Consider the following 14,298-nt stretch of genomic DNA (forward strand, 5'->3'; position numbering starts at 1 on the left):
GAGCACCGCACCCCGTTGAGTGCGAGGAGGTTGCCAGCGGGGCGCGCGTAGAGCCATGGGATGCCTCAGTTGCCAAACAGGCGGTTACGGATTGCGATGGTCGTCTGGTAGGTGGAGCGCATGCGCCCATCACTGGGCGCGGCAAAGGTCACCCCCAGCGCAGTGAGTGCCGCCCCGTCCTTGGCCTGGGTAGCTGCGGCCGGGTCGGGGCTGGACATGACCAGACCCAGTTGCACGGCACCCACACGCCGCCAGGCCTGCGCGGTATCGGTCAATGACTTCTCCACGTCATCAGCGGTGCCTTGGCGGTCGATGAAGCCGGTTGGTGCGGTCCGCGTCAGGCCGCGATCCTGCCCGTACAGAAGCTGCATGTTAGCCACACCCTCGACCAGCGCTTCGGGCGCGCTGGCAGTGAATGCACCATTGGGAGCGGCACCGAAGCGGACGCGGTACAGCGAGGTCTGCTCCCTGTCGGCATCTTTACCGACGTAGAACACCACGCTTTCGGCGCGATGCAACATGGTCTGCCCTTCGGTATAGACGCTGCTGAAAGTGCCGGTGTTGTTCGGCGCGGTGTCAAAGGTCACGGTACCGGCAGCGGCATTCACTGCATTGGCCTGGAACGTGGTCGCGGAAATGCAATCTGCGACACCGAACAATCCCGGATTGCTGACACCACTGTTCAGCACCGCCACGCGCTTGGCGTCGAAACTGAAGATCGGCTTGGACGCGGTGCCGCCGATCAGGGTTACCGGGACACCGTCGGGCATCAGGTAGCGCATTGCCACGATATCGCTGCCGTTGACCCGGTTCGGCAGGGCATCAGCGATTTCCTTCGGCAGCACGGGGAGGTAGTCCACGCCGCCAGTCGGCGGATCAGCGCTGATCGTGACATCTTTGCCGGGCGCGGTCCCGACAGCTTCATAGCCCTGGATGGAACGGCCGAAGTCCAGGGTTGGATGCGCGCTGGCAGTCAAGGTGCTGTGCAGCGATCCGGAAAGATCGTGCGACTGGTCGTTGACGCAACCGAAATGGCCGGCCATCCGCAGTTCGCGCTGTAGGGTATCCATCGCGAACCGGCTATTTTCCTGCACGCGCGCCATGCCCTCGGACAACTGATAGGCCGCACGGGAGGCGGCGAACACCTGGATCACGGCGAGCATGATGATCAAGCCGATCGCGAGCGCAATCATGAGCTCGATCATCGACACACCAGCCAGATAACGACGGGAACGAAGCGTGCTCACAGGCGTGTACTCGCACTGAAGGTAGTGTCATCGGCATCTGCACTCCAGCGCTCATCTCCCCAGCTGACGCGCACCGTGACCACGTTGTTGTTGCGAGTAACGGATGCACTGGCGTTGTCGCCGAGCGCTTTGCCCAGCCGGCAACGCCAATCTTTCATGAAGGCTGCCTGATCAATGTCCTTGCCGATCGGCGGATTGCACTCGCTTGTAGTCGCTGAGTAGTCACCTACGTACAACGCGGCAGCTACACGATTGATACGGACCTGATCGAGCAGTTCATAGCTGAGGTTGGTGGCTTGGGTGCGGTAGTTCGCACTCTGTACGTAGCGTACGTTCATGGTCTGAAGCAGAGCAAAGCCAAGCAGCCCGATGCCGAGCACAAGAATGGCGATCAGCACTTCAATCAGGCTGAACCCGTTCTGCGCGCGATGGCGCGCCACTTTCCACTGGATGCGACGGCGATTCATTTGCAGGCCTCCTTGTGCAACCTGAGCTGGCCCGTAAGGGACACCGTCAGACGCCGTTGAAGTGGCTGGTCACCGCATTTGTCTGGGCGAAGAGTAATGTCGGTGGCGGTAGCGGCCCGACTGCGCCCACGGGGATCGAACGCCACCGACACCGCGTTCACATCAACTCCGGACATCGCTGCGCGTGGCTCGCTGTAACGCAGGACGGCCTCCCCGGCATCGAAGCCGCCATTGCCGTTGGTGTCATCCCACACCATCCAGCCTTCGGTCCATGACTTGCCATCGCAACTGGTACCGGTACTGGAAGCACACATGCCGGCGCCGTGCGCATTTTTGACCGCTTCCGAGCGCGCCAACGCCAGCGAGGCCATCAACTCGTTGCTGGTCGTGGCCATTCGATTGGAACGGATCGTACTTTGGAAGCTGGGATACGCGATGGTGCTCAGGATCGCCAGGACGGCAACCGTGACCATCAACTCAACCAGCGTGAAGCCGTTTTGCCGGCGCAAAGACATTGGACGCTCCCCAGCGTGTTGATGGCCACGATGGGCCATCGCCCTGCCCCCGGCAAGCGGCGGCAGGATGAACGGTCATTCCGGGGCGACGGGCGTCAAAGCCTTGACGACCCGCCCTCCCCTGCCTGTGCCGGCGCGATCCCCATCGCGCCGGCACAGGCTCAGGCCAGCACCTGGTAGCAGGGCTGGTATTCGCCGGAGATCTTCATCCGGCGCTGTTCGACGAAGGCACGCAGCAGCCCGTCCAGGGCCTGCATCATGTCCGGGTCGCCATGGATCTGGAACGGCCCGAACTGCTCGATGCGGCGCATGCCGTCTTCCTTCACGTTGCCGGCCACGATGCCCGAGAACGCCCGGCGCAGGTCGGCCGCCAGCGCGTGCGGGGCACGCCCGTGGTGCAGGTCCAGCGCGGCCATCGCCTCGTGGGTCGGCACGAACGGCTGCTGGTACTCCCACGGAATCTCGATCGACCAGTTGAAGAAGAACGAGTCCTTCTGCGCCAGGCGGTGCTCACGCACGCGCTTGATGCCGTTGGCCATCTTCTTTGCCACCGCCACCGGATCGCCGATGACGATCTCGTAGCGCTCGGCGGCCGCATCGCCCAGGGTCAGGCGGATGAAGCGGTCGATCTGCTCGAAGTACGGCGCCGCCACCGTCGGGCCGGTCAGGATCAGCGGGAACGGCAGGTCCTTGTTTTCCTCGCGCAGCAGGATGCCGAGCAGGTACAGGATTTCCTCGGCCGTGCCAACACCACCGGCGAACACGATGATGCCGTGGCCGATGCGGACGAAGGCCTCCAGACGCTTCTCGATGTCCGGCATGATCACCAGGTGGTTGACGATCGGGTTCGGCGACTCGGCGGCGATGATGCCCGGCTCGGTCAGGCCGATGTAACGCGTCACGGTACGGCGCTGCTTGGCATGGGCAATGGTGGCGCCCTTCATCGGGCCCTTCATCGCGCCCGGACCGCAGCCGGTGCAGATGTCCAGGCCGCGCAGGCCCAGCTCGTAGCCCACCTGCTTGGTGTACAGGTACTCGTCGCGCGAGATCGAGTGGCCACCCCAGCAGACGACCAGATTCGGGTCGCCCGGGTTGAGGATGCGCGCGTTGCGCAGCAGGCCGAACACCGCATTGGTGATGCCCTCGGACGACTCCAGCTCGGCCGCGTAGGCAGGGCCCATCTCGATGGCCATGTAGGCCAGGTCACGCACCACCGCGAACAACAGTTCGGCGACGCCGCGGATGATCTCACCGTCGACGAAAGCCATCGCCGGTGCATTGACCAGGTCGATGCGCACGCCGCGATCCTGCTGCGCCACCTGGATGTCGAAATCGGGATACAGATCGCGCGCCGCGCGCGGATCGTCAGAAGCACTGCCGCTGGTCAGCACGGCCAGCGCGCAGCGGCGCAGCAGCTCGTGCATGCCGCCGGCGGAGGCATCGCGCAGGCGGGCCACTTCGGCCCGCGACAGCACATCCAGCCCACCGCGCGGGTAGATCCGCGCGTCCTGCACCGGCAGTGCACGGGCTGATTTTTCGTTCGTGGTCATGTCCAATTTTTCGCTTCCTTCAAGGTTTCCGACTGTACTGCCGCCCCCTTAAAAAGCAAAACGGCCGGGAAGCCCGACCGTTGGATGTGTGCTTCCCGCGTTCGCCTCTCCGGGACCGCATCGGCGGCGTTGGCACCGCGCACATTTCCGGATGCTACGCCGATGCCAGGTGACCTGCAAGGACTTTCGCCTGAACGGAAAACGGCCGGGTTTCCCCGGCCGTTTTCACTTACTGCTTCAAGCTCTGATGGATCAGAACTTGTACTTCACGGTCAGCTGCATCGACCAGCGCGACACGGCGGTGTTGCCCTTGTCGTTGTTGTTTTCCTGGATCGCGGAATCTTCCGCACCGGTGAACGAGTACACGTACTTGCCGGTGGCCGGATCGATACCCGCATAGTTGGCCACGCGGCGGGTCGAGTAGAAGCCGTAATCGTCGATCAGGCCCCACTTCTTGTTGAGCAGGTTGCCGACATTCATGATGTCCAGCGCGATCTCGCCCTTGTGACTCTTCACGAAGCCCGGGAATTCCTGGCTGATGCGGACATCGAAGGAGTTGATCCACTTGGCACGGTGCTGGTTGGCCGGAACCACGCTGCCACGGTAGGCATCCAGCTCCGGGTTCTGCGCCAGCCAGTCGAAGAACTTCTTCTCCATGTCGGCGCCGCCAGAGAACAGCACGTCACCCGGGCCCTTCGGCACGTAGAACAGGTCGTTGGTGGTCGCACCGTCGCCGTTCGCATCGTTGTAGTAGATGTAACTGTACGGACGGCCCGAACGGCCTTCATAGAACAGGCCGACGCGGGTGGCGTTGTCACCGAAGAAGTTGTGCTTCCACTCCAACGTACCGGTGATACGGTCCTTGATCGCGTAGCGCGAGTTGTACGCAACATTGTCGTTGGCGTTCAGGCTCAGCGTGTTGTTCCAGTTCGAGGTGTTCTGCGAGCTGGACAGCGGGCTCACTTCCTTCGACTGGGTGTAGGTATAACCCAGCGACCAGCCCCAGTTCTCGGTCAGCGGCTTGGCCAGCGAGAAGGTTGCCTGGGTACCGCGACCCTTGTCGGTGTTGCGCAGCACCAGCACATCACCAATATCATTCGGGCGGTTTGCACGATCGATAGCACCGTTGGTGCCGGTGGTCATGCCCAGGTCCCCACGGGTGTTGGCCGGGTTACGACCCTGCGGATTCCAGTAGATCGCACGGCCATCCGGGCCGTAGGTGGTCGGTGCGGACACATCCAGACGATCGAAGTAGATACCGTCCTTGACCTTGGTCACCAGCACTTCAGCCGACGCCACGATGCCGTACCACGGCAGTTCGTGGTCGAACGCCAGGTTTGCCTTCCACACCGACGGCAGGCGGGTACCCGGAGCGATGATGTCCACGTTCTGGCGGGCAGACGCCGGGCCACCGGCCGGAACGTACGGGTTGTTGCCGTCCGGGCTGAAGGTGCCGATCGGAGGATTGCGCTGGTCATACTCGACGTAGTTCAGGCCCGTGTTCTGGTACGCACCTGCCAGCCACACATTCGGGGCGGCGCCACCGAACAGGCCCACGCCACCACGCAACTGGGTCGGACGCTCGCTGTCGAAGGTGTAATTGAAACCAACACGCGGCTGCACCAGATTCTTGTCAACCAGCTTGGTGTTGTTGAAGCCGTACAGCTGTTCGATGCGCGGGTTGTACAAACGCTGGGTGCTGAAGTCGGGCATGTCAATGCGCACGCCGAACATCAGGCTCAGGTTGTAGTTGATCGCCCAGGTATCCTGCACGAACACGCCCGTGTTCTTCAGGGTGAAGTCGGCCGGAATGTCACTGCGGCTGCCATCGGCGCGCGGCGCACGCAACTGGTAGCGCGCAGCCTTGCCTGCCAGGAAGTCGCTGACGCTGTTGAACTCGTATGCGCCGTTGAGGTTGCGGCCATAGAAGTTCATCAGCTCGTTCTTCGAATAATCGAAGCCGAACTTGACGGTGTGGTCGCCAACGTACCAGGTACCTGCACCGAAGGCGCTCAGTTCCTTCGACTCAACGATGTTGACGTGGGTGTTCTGCTCTGTACCCACGTACAGCGAATCGTTGCCCGAACGGATGCGGATCTGCGGCATGTCGACCAGCGGAACGCGATTGGCCGAGTAATCCTTGTGCGAGACCTTGAACTCGGTCGAGAAATTCTCGGACCAGTCGCTGAACAGCTCACCCATCCAGGTTTCGTATTCGGTCGGCTGCTGGTACCAGAAGTTGCTCAGCGAGATCGCACTGTTGTTCACCTGCGGGAAGCGAACGACGTTCTGCTCCATCTTGTTGTAACGCAGGGCCGCGCGGTGGTTCTCGTTGATGTTCCAGTCCAGCTTGACCGCGTACTCTTCGATTTCGGTCTTGCTGCTCGGCGCGGACAGCGAGCCCGGGTCATAGCCCAGCTTGCCCAGGTAATTCTGGACGTCAGTGATGTCCTTCTGGGTAATGGTGCCCTTGCCGATCGGCGTATCGCTCAGACTGATGCCGGCGGCCGAACGCTCGTACTTTTCGTAGTTGGTGAAGAAGAAGAGCTTGTCCTTGACGATAGGGCCGCCGAAGGTCATGCCGTAGGTCTTCTCGTCCTCGAACCCGTTGAAGTCCTGCTTGTCACCTTCCAGGCGCGAACGGACCATGTCCTTGTCGCGGTACGAACCGTACACGGTGCCGTGGAATTCGTTGGTACCCGACTTGGTCACGGCGTTGATCACCGCACCGGTACCACCTGCGATGGTGGTGTCGTAGTTGGCCAGGTCGATGTTGATTTCCTGGATGGCATCCATCGACACCGGCTGACGCTCGGTCGGCAGGTTGTTGGAGCCCAGGCCGAACGGATCGGAGGCGCTGATGCCATCGATGCGGATGGCGTTGTAACGGGTGTTCTGGCCACCGGCCGAGATCGCGCCGTCAGCCTTGCTGACCTGCGAGATGCGCGGGTCCAGGCGGATGTAGTCCTGGATGTTGCGGTTGGCCGACGGCAGCGCGTCCATCGTTTCGCGCGTCACGTTGGTGCCGCTGCCCATCTTGGTGGCGCTGAACAGGTCCAGGCCGCCGGCAGTGGCAACAACGTTCACGGCATCCAGGTTCGTCGCCGCCAGATCACCGCCCAGGTTGGCATTGACCGTGTTGACCTGGTTCAGGTTCAGGTAGACACCTTCTTCGGTCTTGGTGCCTTCACCGGACTTGGTGATGGTGATGGTGTACGGGCCACCCACGCGCAGGCCGCGCGCGTTGTAGCGACCCGACGCATCGGTGGTGGCACGCGAAACGGTGCCCGACTCGGTGTGGGTGATGGTGACTTCAGCACCAGCAACAGGCTGGCCTGCGGCGGACATCACCTGGCCGCCGACACCGGCAGAGGTGCTCTGGGCGAAGGCGGGAGCGGCGGCGAGCGCAGCCACGAGACCAAGGGTGAGCTTGGACATCCGGAGTGGGTGGGTCATTTTTCGGTAGCCTCGATGCGAGTTGGCGATGGCGGAAAAAAAGCGCATCCAAACAGCCCTGCGGGTGGCTGGTCGGACATTTATCTGGGGTTCCCTACCGCTTGGCTGAAGGAAGCCACAACGGTTAACACTAGATTAACACGCTACGCCATCAATGTGACGGTTGTGCGACAAACGGCACCGGATCGCAACGCAATCGTGACGGGTTCTTCACTCCGCCTTACCCCGGCATTTACTCGCCGGGTAGCGCCTCGCTGGCATCGAGAATCTGGCCGCGCCAGGTGGCGCCAGCACCGGACAACAGGGTCACGGCCGCGGCGGCGGCGACCTCAGGGCCTTGCGCGGCCGGATCCTGGTCTACGGAATAGGCCCGGGCCCGCAGGGCCGTGCGCAGCGGACCGGGGTACAGGCCACTCACCCTTACCGGGCTGCGGCCGAGTTCGTCGTGCAGGCTGGCGATCAGGCCACGCAGGCCATGCTGGGCCACGCCGTAACCGCCCCAGTAGGCCTGACCGACCCGTTCGGGGGCATCGACCGCAAACACCAGCGCCGCATCTTCGCGCTGCCGCAGCAGCGGCAGGCAGGCCTGGGCCAGCCAGGCGGGCGCAGTCAGGGTGACGTGCACCGCGCGGGCAAAACTGGCCGGGTCTGCCAGCTCAAACGGGGTCAGGCCCGGGAAGTGAGCGGCACAGACCAGCAGGCCGTCCAGGCGCCCCAGCTCGCGCTGCAGGGCCTGGGCCAGCTCGGCATAGTCGTCGGGGCCCGCGCCTTCCAGGTCCAGCGGATACAGCAGCGGCTCCGGGCCGACCGCCTGCACCTGGGCGTAGACACGGTCCAGGCGGCGAGGCTTGCGGCCCAGCAGAACCACGGTGGCCCCGGCGGCCGCAGCAGCCACTGCCGCCGCACTACCCAATCCGCCACCGGCACCGGCGACCAGCACCACGCGATCCTGCAACGGGCGGCCATCGAGCGCCCCGTCGGTCGGTGACGTCGATGGCCAGGCACTCATCCCTGGGTCGCCTCTTCGACGATGCGCTTGAGCTCGCCGGCTTCAAACAGCTCCAGCACGATGTCACAGCCGCCAATCAACTCACCGTTGATGAACAGCTGCGGGAAGGTCGGCAGGTTGGAAAAGCGCGGCAGGTTGGCGCGGATCTCGGGCTCTTCCAGCACGTTGACGGTGCGCAGGGTGACTGCGCCGGCCGCCATCAACGCCTGTACGGCGCGGCTGGAGAAGCCGCACATCGGGTATTGCGGGGTGCCCTTCATGAACAGCACGAGCGGGTAACGATCGACCTCGGCCTGGATTTGCTGCATTACCGCCACAACCACACTCCTTGCTTCGCCGGACAAACCGACCGTGATGGTCGGCTAGACTGCCCACGGTAGCCGCCATTGTAAGCGGATGGAACCGGCTGCCGCCGCCCCCCTGGCCACGAACCTGTCCATGCCTGTCGAATTGCCCGCCCTGCCCTATCTTCCCGGCTCCCTGCAGCCGCACCTGTCCGCACAGACCGTGGAACTGCATCACGGCCGCCACCATCGCGCCTATGTGGATGCCGTCAACGCCGGCATTCTCGGCACCGAGTGGGAGGAAGCGTCGCTGGAGGAGATCGTCCGCCACGCCCAGGGCACGCTGTTCGATGCCGCCGCCCAAGCCTGGAACCATGGCTTCTACTGGCAGTGCCTGCGCCCGCGCGGCGGCGGTGAGCCGCAGGGGCGACTGGGCGAACTGGTCAAGCGCCAGTTCGGCGACGTGCAGCGCCTGCGCGAGGAATTCAACCGCACCGCACTGGGCCTGTTCGGCTCCGGCTGGGTCTGGCTGGTGCAGCATCCGGGCGGGCAGCTGGGCCTGCAGGCCACCCGCAATGCAGGCACGCCATTGACCGGTGAAAGCACCCCGCTGCTGTGCTGCGACGTCTGGGAGCACGCTTACTACACCGACTACCAGAACGATCGCGCGCGGTATCTAGACGCGTTCTGGCAGATGGTCAACTGGGAATTTGCCGAAAGCCAGCTGCGCTGACCCCTGTAGAGCCCAGCCCATGCCCGGCTGCTGTCCGGCCAGCCGAGCATGGGCTCGGCTCTACAGATCAGGCATCACGCGCTCTCGTGCGCGGCCACGGCGTCCATCACCCGCGCCGAGTACACCAGCGCCGCACCGGCGTTCAGCGACACCGCCACACCGAGCGCCTCGGCGATCTCCTCGCGGCTGGCGCCGTGCTTCAGCGCGGCATCCACGTGCACGGTGATGCAGCCGTCGCAGCGGGTGGTCACCGCCACCGCCAGCGCGATCAGCTCGCGGGTCTTGGCATCGAGGTGGTTGGTCTGGGCACCGGCGTTGGCCAGCGTGGCATAGCCCTTGACCGTGTCCGGCGAGAGCTTGCCGATCTCGCCGATACGACCCTTCAGTTCCTTGCGGTAGGCGTTCCAGTCGAGCATGGGGGTGACTCCTGAGAAAGGAGCTCCACGCTACCACCGGGAATGTTGCGCCGATGCCTGCACCAGCGCGTCACAGCGTTGCACTGCCGGCCAACGGCCGGCACTACCGGGCTCAGCGATTGCGCAGCGCGTGTACCGCCGGTGCCACCTGGGCCTGGCGATCCAGCTCCAGGCCGACCTGGTCCAGCGCATCGGCCAATGCAGCGGCATCATCGTCGCGCAACGTGGCGTGGCCGACCTTGCGACCTTCGCGCGGCTCCTTGCCGTAGTCGTGCCAATGGCCACTGGCCTGCGCCAGCACCGGCGCCGGGTCGGGCATCGCGCCCAACCAGTTCAGCATGCAGGCATGGCCGAGCATGCGGGTGCTGCCCAGCGGCAGGCCCAGCACGGCACGCAGATGGTTCTCGAACTGCGAGGTCTCGCTGCCTTCGATGGTCCAGTGGCCGGAGTTGTGCACGCGCGGTGCCATCTCGTTGGCCAGCAGTTCGCCGTCACGACAGAACAGCTCCAGTGCGAACACGCCCACATACTGCAGGTGCTCGGCGACGCGGCGGGCATAGCCGATCGCGGCCTGTTGCTCGGCATCGGACAGCACGGCCGGGGCCACGCTGGCCGACAGCACGCCGTCGACATGCCAGTTGCCGGTGACCGGCCAGGCCTCGAAGCTGCCATCGCGGCCACGCACAGCGACCACACTGACCTCGCGCTGGAAGGCAACGAAGCCTTCCAGGATCAGCCCGGTGCGCTCGACCTGTGCGCCAAGCGCGTCCCATGCAGCGTCGATGTCGGCTTCGCTGCGCAGGCGGAACTGGCCCTTGCCGTCGTAACCGAGGCGACGGGTCTTGAGGATGCACGGCAGGCCGAACTCGGCGGCCTTCGCGGCCAACTCGTCACGGCTGCGGATATCGGCAAAGGCCGGCAGCGGGATACCCAACTGCTGGAACAGGGTCTTCTCGCTCAACCGGTCCTGGGCCACCGCCAGCGCGGCCGGCGGCGGATAGACCGGCACGCGGTCGGCCAGGAACTGCGCGCTGTCGGCAGGCACGTTCTCGAAATCGAAGGTGACCACGTCCACCTTGGCGGCGAAATCCGCCAACGCCTGGCGGTCATCGAAGGCGCCGACGGTGAGCGGCGCCAGCGGGCCGCTGCAGGCGTCGGCCGCCGGGTCATACAGCTCGAAGCGCAGCCCCAGCGGCGCACCGGCCAGGACCATCATGCGGGCGAGCTGGCCGCCGCCCAGGATGCCGACGGTCAGGCTCATTGGCGCGGATCGTCGTGGGCCATCACGTCTTCGGTCTGGCGTGCACGGAAGGCGTCGAGCGCCTGGCCGATCGCCGGCTGGTCGCTGGCCAGCATCGCTGCGGCGAACAGCGCGGCGTTGGAGGCGCCAGCATTGCCGATGGCGAAGGTGGCGACCGGAATGCCGGCCGGCATCTGCACGATCGACAGCAGCGAATCCATGCCGTTGAGGGCCTTGGACTGCACCGGCACGCCCAGCACCGGCACGGCGGTCTTGGCGGCGATCATGCCCGGCAGGTGCGCGGCCCCGCCGGCACCGGCGATGATCGCGCGCAGGCCACGCGGGCCCGCCTGCTCGGCGTAACTGAACAACACATCCGGCGTCCGATGCGCGGACACCACCTTCACTTCGAACGGAACACCCAGGGCTTCAAGCTTCTGGGCGGCGTGCTGCATGGTTTCCCAGTCGGAACGGGAACCCATGACGATGCCGACAAGCGGCGCGATCGGGTTGGGGGTCATTGGCCGTCACCTGCCTTAAAGACGTATTCTAGCCATCTTCCACGCAAGACGAAGAACCATGGATCGCAAGCTGCTCGACCTGCTGGTGTCGCCGGACACCCGCCAGCCCCTGTCCCTGCTGGATGGCAAGGGCCTGGAAGCCCTCAACAAGGCCATTTCCGCCGGCGCGGTGAACAAGGCCGATGGCAATCCGCTGGCGCAGCCGCTGCGCGAAGCGCTGGTTACCCGCGACCGCAAGCAGGTGTTCCGCGTTGACGACGGCATCCCGGTGCTGCTGGCCGAGGAAGCCATCCCCACCGCCCAGATCGCCGACTTCCCGGCCGCATGAGCGCGCTGCCGACGCCGGATGCGGCCGTTGTCGCCGCCGATGTCGCGCGTGCGCTGGCCGAGGACCTGGGCAGCGGCGACGTCACCGCTGCGCTGTTGCCCGACCAGGCTGACAGCGCGTACCTGCTGTGCAAGCAGGACGGGGTGATCGCCGGTCGCCCCTGGTTCGACGCCACCCACCGCGCGCTCGACCCGGAGGTGCGCATTGAATGGCGTGTCTCCGAAGGTGACGCGGTCACTGCCGGCACCGTGCTGGCCATGCTGCATGGGCGCAGCCGCAGCCTGGTGAGCGCCGAGCGCACCTCGCTGAATTTCCTGCAGACGCTGTCCGGCACCGCCACCACCACCGCGCGTTACGTGGCGGCGGTGGCCGGCACCGGCACGCGCATCCTCGACACCCGCAAGACCCTGCCCGGCCTGCGCCTGGCGCAGAAGTACGCAGTGCGTTGTGGCGGCGGCGAGAACCACCGCTTCGGCCTGTACGACACGGTGATGCTGAAGGAAAACCACATCCGCGCTGCCGGTTCGCTGCCCGCAGCCGTGGCTGCCGCGCGCCGGCAATGGCCCGCGCTGCCCCTGGTGGTCGAGGTGGAGGATCTGGCGCAGCTGCGCCAGGCGCTGGAAGCTGGTTGCGAACGCATCCTGCTGGATGACTTCAGCCCGGACCTGCGCCGCGAGGCCGTGCGCATTACCGCCGGCCGCATTCCGCTGGAAGTGTCCGGCAGCGTGGGCCTGGGCGGCCTGCGTTCGATCGCCGAGGACGGCGTGGACTGCATCTCCATTGGCGGCCTGACCAAGCACGTGCAGGCGATTGACCTGTCGTTGAAGCTGGGCCCGCCACCGGGTTGAGGCCTACGGGACCTTGTAGCGCCGAGCCCACGCTCGGCTGCTTCTCGATCTGCGGCGCGCCCTGCACGCGTTGAGCCGAGCACAGGCTCGGCTCTACACGATCCGGGACGCCTTCACGGCTCGGCTACGGCCGCCTCTGCGACGCTGCCGACATCCCCCACAGGAGCCGCGCATGCGCCGGATGCTATTGCCTGCCTGTCTGCTGCTCGCGGCAGCCCCCTTGTCCGCAGCGGCCGCCGAAGCGTGCGATGTACCGCCCCGCTTCGGCCTGAGTCCGCTGGCGGTGGCCATCCGCAACACTGCCTGCAACGAGCACCGGCTCTGGTACCGGCCCTTCATCGACCGCGATGGCCGCGCCGCCAGTCTCAGTGTCACCGAAGCCGAAAGCGATCACCTGGCCGACAACGGCCTGATCGCCTGGCAGCGCGTGGCCGGCTACTGGCGCAACAGCGGCACGCTCAACGCGATGGGCAGCATCGCGGGTGCCAGCAGCTGCCTGGCACCGCTGGGCACGCGCTACACCGACAGCGACTGCCGTGCCTTCCTGGTCGACAACCCGTGGTCGGCCGCGTTCATTTCCTGGGTGATGGTGCAGTCCGGCGTTCCCGGCTTCAACACGTCGCCGCGCCATATCGACTACATCCGCGCCGCGTATCAGGGCGGCCCCTCGGGCGTGCCGTACCGGCTGGTCGATCCCGCGACCGCAAAGCCCGCGCCCGGCGACCTGCTCTGCTTCCTGCGCGACCGCAGCACCACGCTCAGCTACAGCGGGCTGGTGCAGGCGCTGGGCAACGGTTCGGTGGGCCACTGGAAATCGCATTGCGAAGTGGTGGTGGCTGCCAACCTGGGGGGCGACCAGACCCTGTACCTGGTCGGTGGCAATGTCATGAACACCGTGGCGATGCGGTTGCTGCAGCTGGACCGCACCGGGCTGATCAAGTTGCCTCCGGCACGCGAACGCAACAGCACCGGCATCGACCCCAGCTGCACGCCCGGCCGCGAGGACGAATGCAGCTTCAACCGCCAGGACTGGGCAGCGCTGCTGCAGTTGACCGCCACATCACCGCTGGTGATGCCGTCACCAACTGCGACGCCAATGCAGCCCGCGCCTGCGCCGCAGCCGGTCGTCATACCGCCTCAACCAGTCTCTGCTGGTCCACAACCGACGCGGTGATGCCAGGCGCTTGATCCAGCGCGCGTTCGCCGCCATCTTTGCGGGATCGACCTCTGACGGCTTACGCCATGCCCACCCTGCTGCTGTTGCTGATTGCCGGCGGAATCATCTATTTCTTCTGGAATGCCGCACGTTCGGCCGCCGAGCGCGCGGTCGAACTGGGGCGCAATGCCTGCCGCGCCGCCGATGTGCAGTGGTTGGACCAGGCGGTGCACGCCACCGGCCTGCGCCTGTCGCGCGGCGAGGATGGCCGGCTCGGTTTCGAGCGCACCTTCAAGTTCGAGTACTCCTACGATGGCATCGATCGCCACGTGGGCCGCATGGTCCTGCGCGGCGACCAGCTGATCTCATTCACTGGCCCGGGCGCGGCGCGGATCAGCCAGATCCGGCCGGATGTGGACGATGCCGAGGATGTGTAGGACCTGAAGGTGTGCCGACCAGCGGTCGGCACCCACACAATTCCGGCACCCGCCGATAAATCCTGCAAAGGAAAACGCCGCCCATCGGGGC

At 65.4% G+C, this 14,298-nt stretch carries 15 protein-coding genes; 5 read left to right on the forward strand and 10 right to left on the reverse strand.

Going from position 1 to position 14,298, the window contains the following annotated elements; all coding sequences use genetic code 11:
• Nucleotides 1-65 precede the first annotated feature (65 nt).
• The 7 genes from AC13FN_RS00670 to grxD all read right to left on the reverse strand — a co-directional run bounded on the left by AC13FN_RS00670 (nucleotide 66) and on the right by grxD (nucleotide 8,561).
• On the reverse strand, nucleotides 66-1,247 hold the full coding sequence (locus AC13FN_RS00670) for a PilW family protein (protein ID WP_082587874.1): 1,182 nt from the start codon (nucleotides 1,245-1,247) through the stop codon (nucleotides 66-68).
• Entirely contained in the window at nucleotides 1,244-1,714 is a 471-nt protein-coding gene (gene pilV / locus AC13FN_RS00675) for a type IV pilus modification protein PilV (RefSeq protein WP_049436552.1), read from the reverse strand. The genes AC13FN_RS00670 and pilV overlap by 4 nt, the downstream gene beginning before the upstream one ends.
• The gene (locus AC13FN_RS00680; protein WP_049436551.1) at nucleotides 1,711-2,229 is read right to left on the reverse strand and encodes a GspH/FimT family pseudopilin; all 519 of its coding nucleotides are present in this window, start codon (nucleotides 2,227-2,229) and stop codon (nucleotides 1,711-1,713) included. Before AC13FN_RS00680 ends, pilV begins: the two co-directional genes overlap by 4 nt.
• Before the next feature lie 161 nt (nucleotides 2,230-2,390).
• Nucleotides 2,391-3,779, reverse strand: coding sequence for a nucleotide 5'-monophosphate nucleosidase PpnN (ppnN, locus tag AC13FN_RS00685; protein ID WP_049436550.1), 1,389 nt, complete (start codon nucleotides 3,777-3,779; stop codon nucleotides 2,391-2,393).
• A 252-nt stretch (nucleotides 3,780-4,031) separates the two neighbouring features.
• Nucleotides 4,032-7,235, reverse strand: coding sequence for a TonB-dependent receptor (locus AC13FN_RS00690; protein WP_482984311.1), 3,204 nt, complete (start codon nucleotides 7,233-7,235; stop codon nucleotides 4,032-4,034).
• A 232-nt stretch (nucleotides 7,236-7,467) separates the two neighbouring features.
• A complete protein-coding gene (locus tag AC13FN_RS00695) occupies nucleotides 7,468-8,244 on the reverse strand; it encodes an SDR family NAD(P)-dependent oxidoreductase (RefSeq protein ID WP_235652121.1) in 777 nt (258 codons plus the stop codon).
• Entirely contained in the window at nucleotides 8,241-8,561 is a 321-nt protein-coding gene (gene grxD, locus AC13FN_RS00700) for a Grx4 family monothiol glutaredoxin (protein WP_005408852.1), read from the reverse strand. The genes AC13FN_RS00695 and grxD overlap by 4 nt, the downstream gene beginning before the upstream one ends.
• A 121-nt stretch (nucleotides 8,562-8,682) precedes the next feature.
• Between grxD and AC13FN_RS00705 the strand changes: the two genes are divergently transcribed.
• A complete protein-coding gene (locus AC13FN_RS00705; protein WP_049423333.1) occupies nucleotides 8,683-9,261 on the forward strand; it encodes a superoxide dismutase in 579 nt (192 codons plus the stop codon).
• A gap of 74 nt (nucleotides 9,262-9,335) precedes the next feature.
• Here the strand turns inward: AC13FN_RS00705 and AC13FN_RS00710 are convergent, their stop codons facing one another.
• The 3 genes from AC13FN_RS00710 to purE all read right to left on the reverse strand — a co-directional run bounded on the left by AC13FN_RS00710 (nucleotide 9,336) and on the right by purE (nucleotide 11,438).
• Nucleotides 9,336-9,677, reverse strand: a complete 342-nt coding sequence (locus AC13FN_RS00710; protein ID WP_004152082.1) for a carboxymuconolactone decarboxylase family protein — start codon at nucleotides 9,675-9,677, stop codon at nucleotides 9,336-9,338.
• A gap of 112 nt (nucleotides 9,678-9,789) precedes the next feature.
• Nucleotides 9,790-10,938 (reverse strand): 5-(carboxyamino)imidazole ribonucleotide synthase, encoded by a 1,149-nt coding sequence (locus AC13FN_RS00715; RefSeq protein ID WP_197578854.1) that lies wholly within the window; start codon nucleotides 10,936-10,938, stop codon nucleotides 9,790-9,792.
• Entirely contained in the window at nucleotides 10,935-11,438 is a 504-nt protein-coding gene (purE, locus tag AC13FN_RS00720; RefSeq protein ID WP_005412808.1) for a 5-(carboxyamino)imidazole ribonucleotide mutase, read from the reverse strand. Before purE ends, AC13FN_RS00715 begins: the two co-directional genes overlap by 4 nt.
• Nucleotides 11,439-11,496: 58 nt before the next feature.
• On the opposite strand from purE, the gene AC13FN_RS00725 reads away from it, so the two are divergent.
• The 4 genes from AC13FN_RS00725 to AC13FN_RS00740 all read left to right on the forward strand — a co-directional run bounded on the left by AC13FN_RS00725 (nucleotide 11,497) and on the right by AC13FN_RS00740 (nucleotide 14,207).
• Complete coding sequence (locus AC13FN_RS00725; protein WP_005408847.1) at nucleotides 11,497-11,766, forward strand: Trm112 family protein; 270 nt, start codon at nucleotides 11,497-11,499, stop codon at nucleotides 11,764-11,766.
• Complete coding sequence (gene nadC, locus AC13FN_RS00730) at nucleotides 11,763-12,614, forward strand: carboxylating nicotinate-nucleotide diphosphorylase (protein ID WP_482984310.1); 852 nt, start codon at nucleotides 11,763-11,765, stop codon at nucleotides 12,612-12,614. Before AC13FN_RS00725 ends, nadC begins: the two co-directional genes overlap by 4 nt.
• A gap of 172 nt (nucleotides 12,615-12,786) precedes the next feature.
• A complete protein-coding gene (locus AC13FN_RS00735; RefSeq protein WP_197643815.1) occupies nucleotides 12,787-13,788 on the forward strand; it encodes a DUF2272 domain-containing protein in 1,002 nt (333 codons plus the stop codon).
• 68 nt (nucleotides 13,789-13,856) lie between these two features.
• Nucleotides 13,857-14,207 (forward strand): DUF3301 domain-containing protein, encoded by a 351-nt coding sequence (locus tag AC13FN_RS00740; RefSeq protein WP_049436544.1) that lies wholly within the window; start codon nucleotides 13,857-13,859, stop codon nucleotides 14,205-14,207.
• Nucleotides 14,208-14,298 lie beyond the last annotated feature (91 nt).

This window comes from Stenotrophomonas sp. 115C5 (assembly GCF_056861055.1).

Excerpts from the sequence above, each read along its gene's own strand:
- purE (WP_005412808.1), bottom strand. The coding sequence starts at position 11,438 with ATGACCCCCAACCCGATCGCGCCGCTTGTCGGCATCGTCATGGGTTCC.
- AC13FN_RS00740 (WP_049436544.1), top strand. The coding sequence starts at position 13,857 with ATGCCCACCCTGCTGCTGTTGCTGATTGCCGGCGGAATCATCTATTTC.
- AC13FN_RS00705 (WP_049423333.1), top strand. The coding sequence starts at position 8,683 with ATGCCTGTCGAATTGCCCGCCCTGCCCTATCTTCCCGGCTCCCTGCAG.
- nadC (WP_482984310.1), top strand. The coding sequence starts at position 11,763 with ATGAGCGCGCTGCCGACGCCGGATGCGGCCGTTGTCGCCGCCGATGTC.
- AC13FN_RS00680 (WP_049436551.1), bottom strand. The coding sequence starts at position 2,229 with ATGTCTTTGCGCCGGCAAAACGGCTTCACGCTGGTTGAGTTGATGGTC.
- AC13FN_RS00715 (WP_197578854.1), bottom strand. The coding sequence starts at position 10,938 with ATGAGCCTGACCGTCGGCATCCTGGGCGGCGGCCAGCTCGCCCGCATG.
- AC13FN_RS00725 (WP_005408847.1), top strand. The coding sequence starts at position 11,497 with ATGGATCGCAAGCTGCTCGACCTGCTGGTGTCGCCGGACACCCGCCAG.
- AC13FN_RS00695 (WP_235652121.1), bottom strand. The coding sequence starts at position 8,244 with ATGAGTGCCTGGCCATCGACGTCACCGACCGACGGGGCGCTCGATGGC.
- AC13FN_RS00735 (WP_197643815.1), top strand. The coding sequence starts at position 12,787 with ATGCGCCGGATGCTATTGCCTGCCTGTCTGCTGCTCGCGGCAGCCCCC.
- AC13FN_RS00710 (WP_004152082.1), bottom strand. The coding sequence starts at position 9,677 with ATGCTCGACTGGAACGCCTACCGCAAGGAACTGAAGGGTCGTATCGGC.
- pilV (WP_049436552.1), bottom strand. The coding sequence starts at position 1,714 with ATGAATCGCCGTCGCATCCAGTGGAAAGTGGCGCGCCATCGCGCGCAG.
- AC13FN_RS00690 (WP_482984311.1), bottom strand. The coding sequence starts at position 7,235 with ATGACCCACCCACTCCGGATGTCCAAGCTCACCCTTGGTCTCGTGGCT.
- ppnN (WP_049436550.1), bottom strand. The coding sequence starts at position 3,779 with ATGACCACGAACGAAAAATCAGCCCGTGCACTGCCGGTGCAGGACGCG.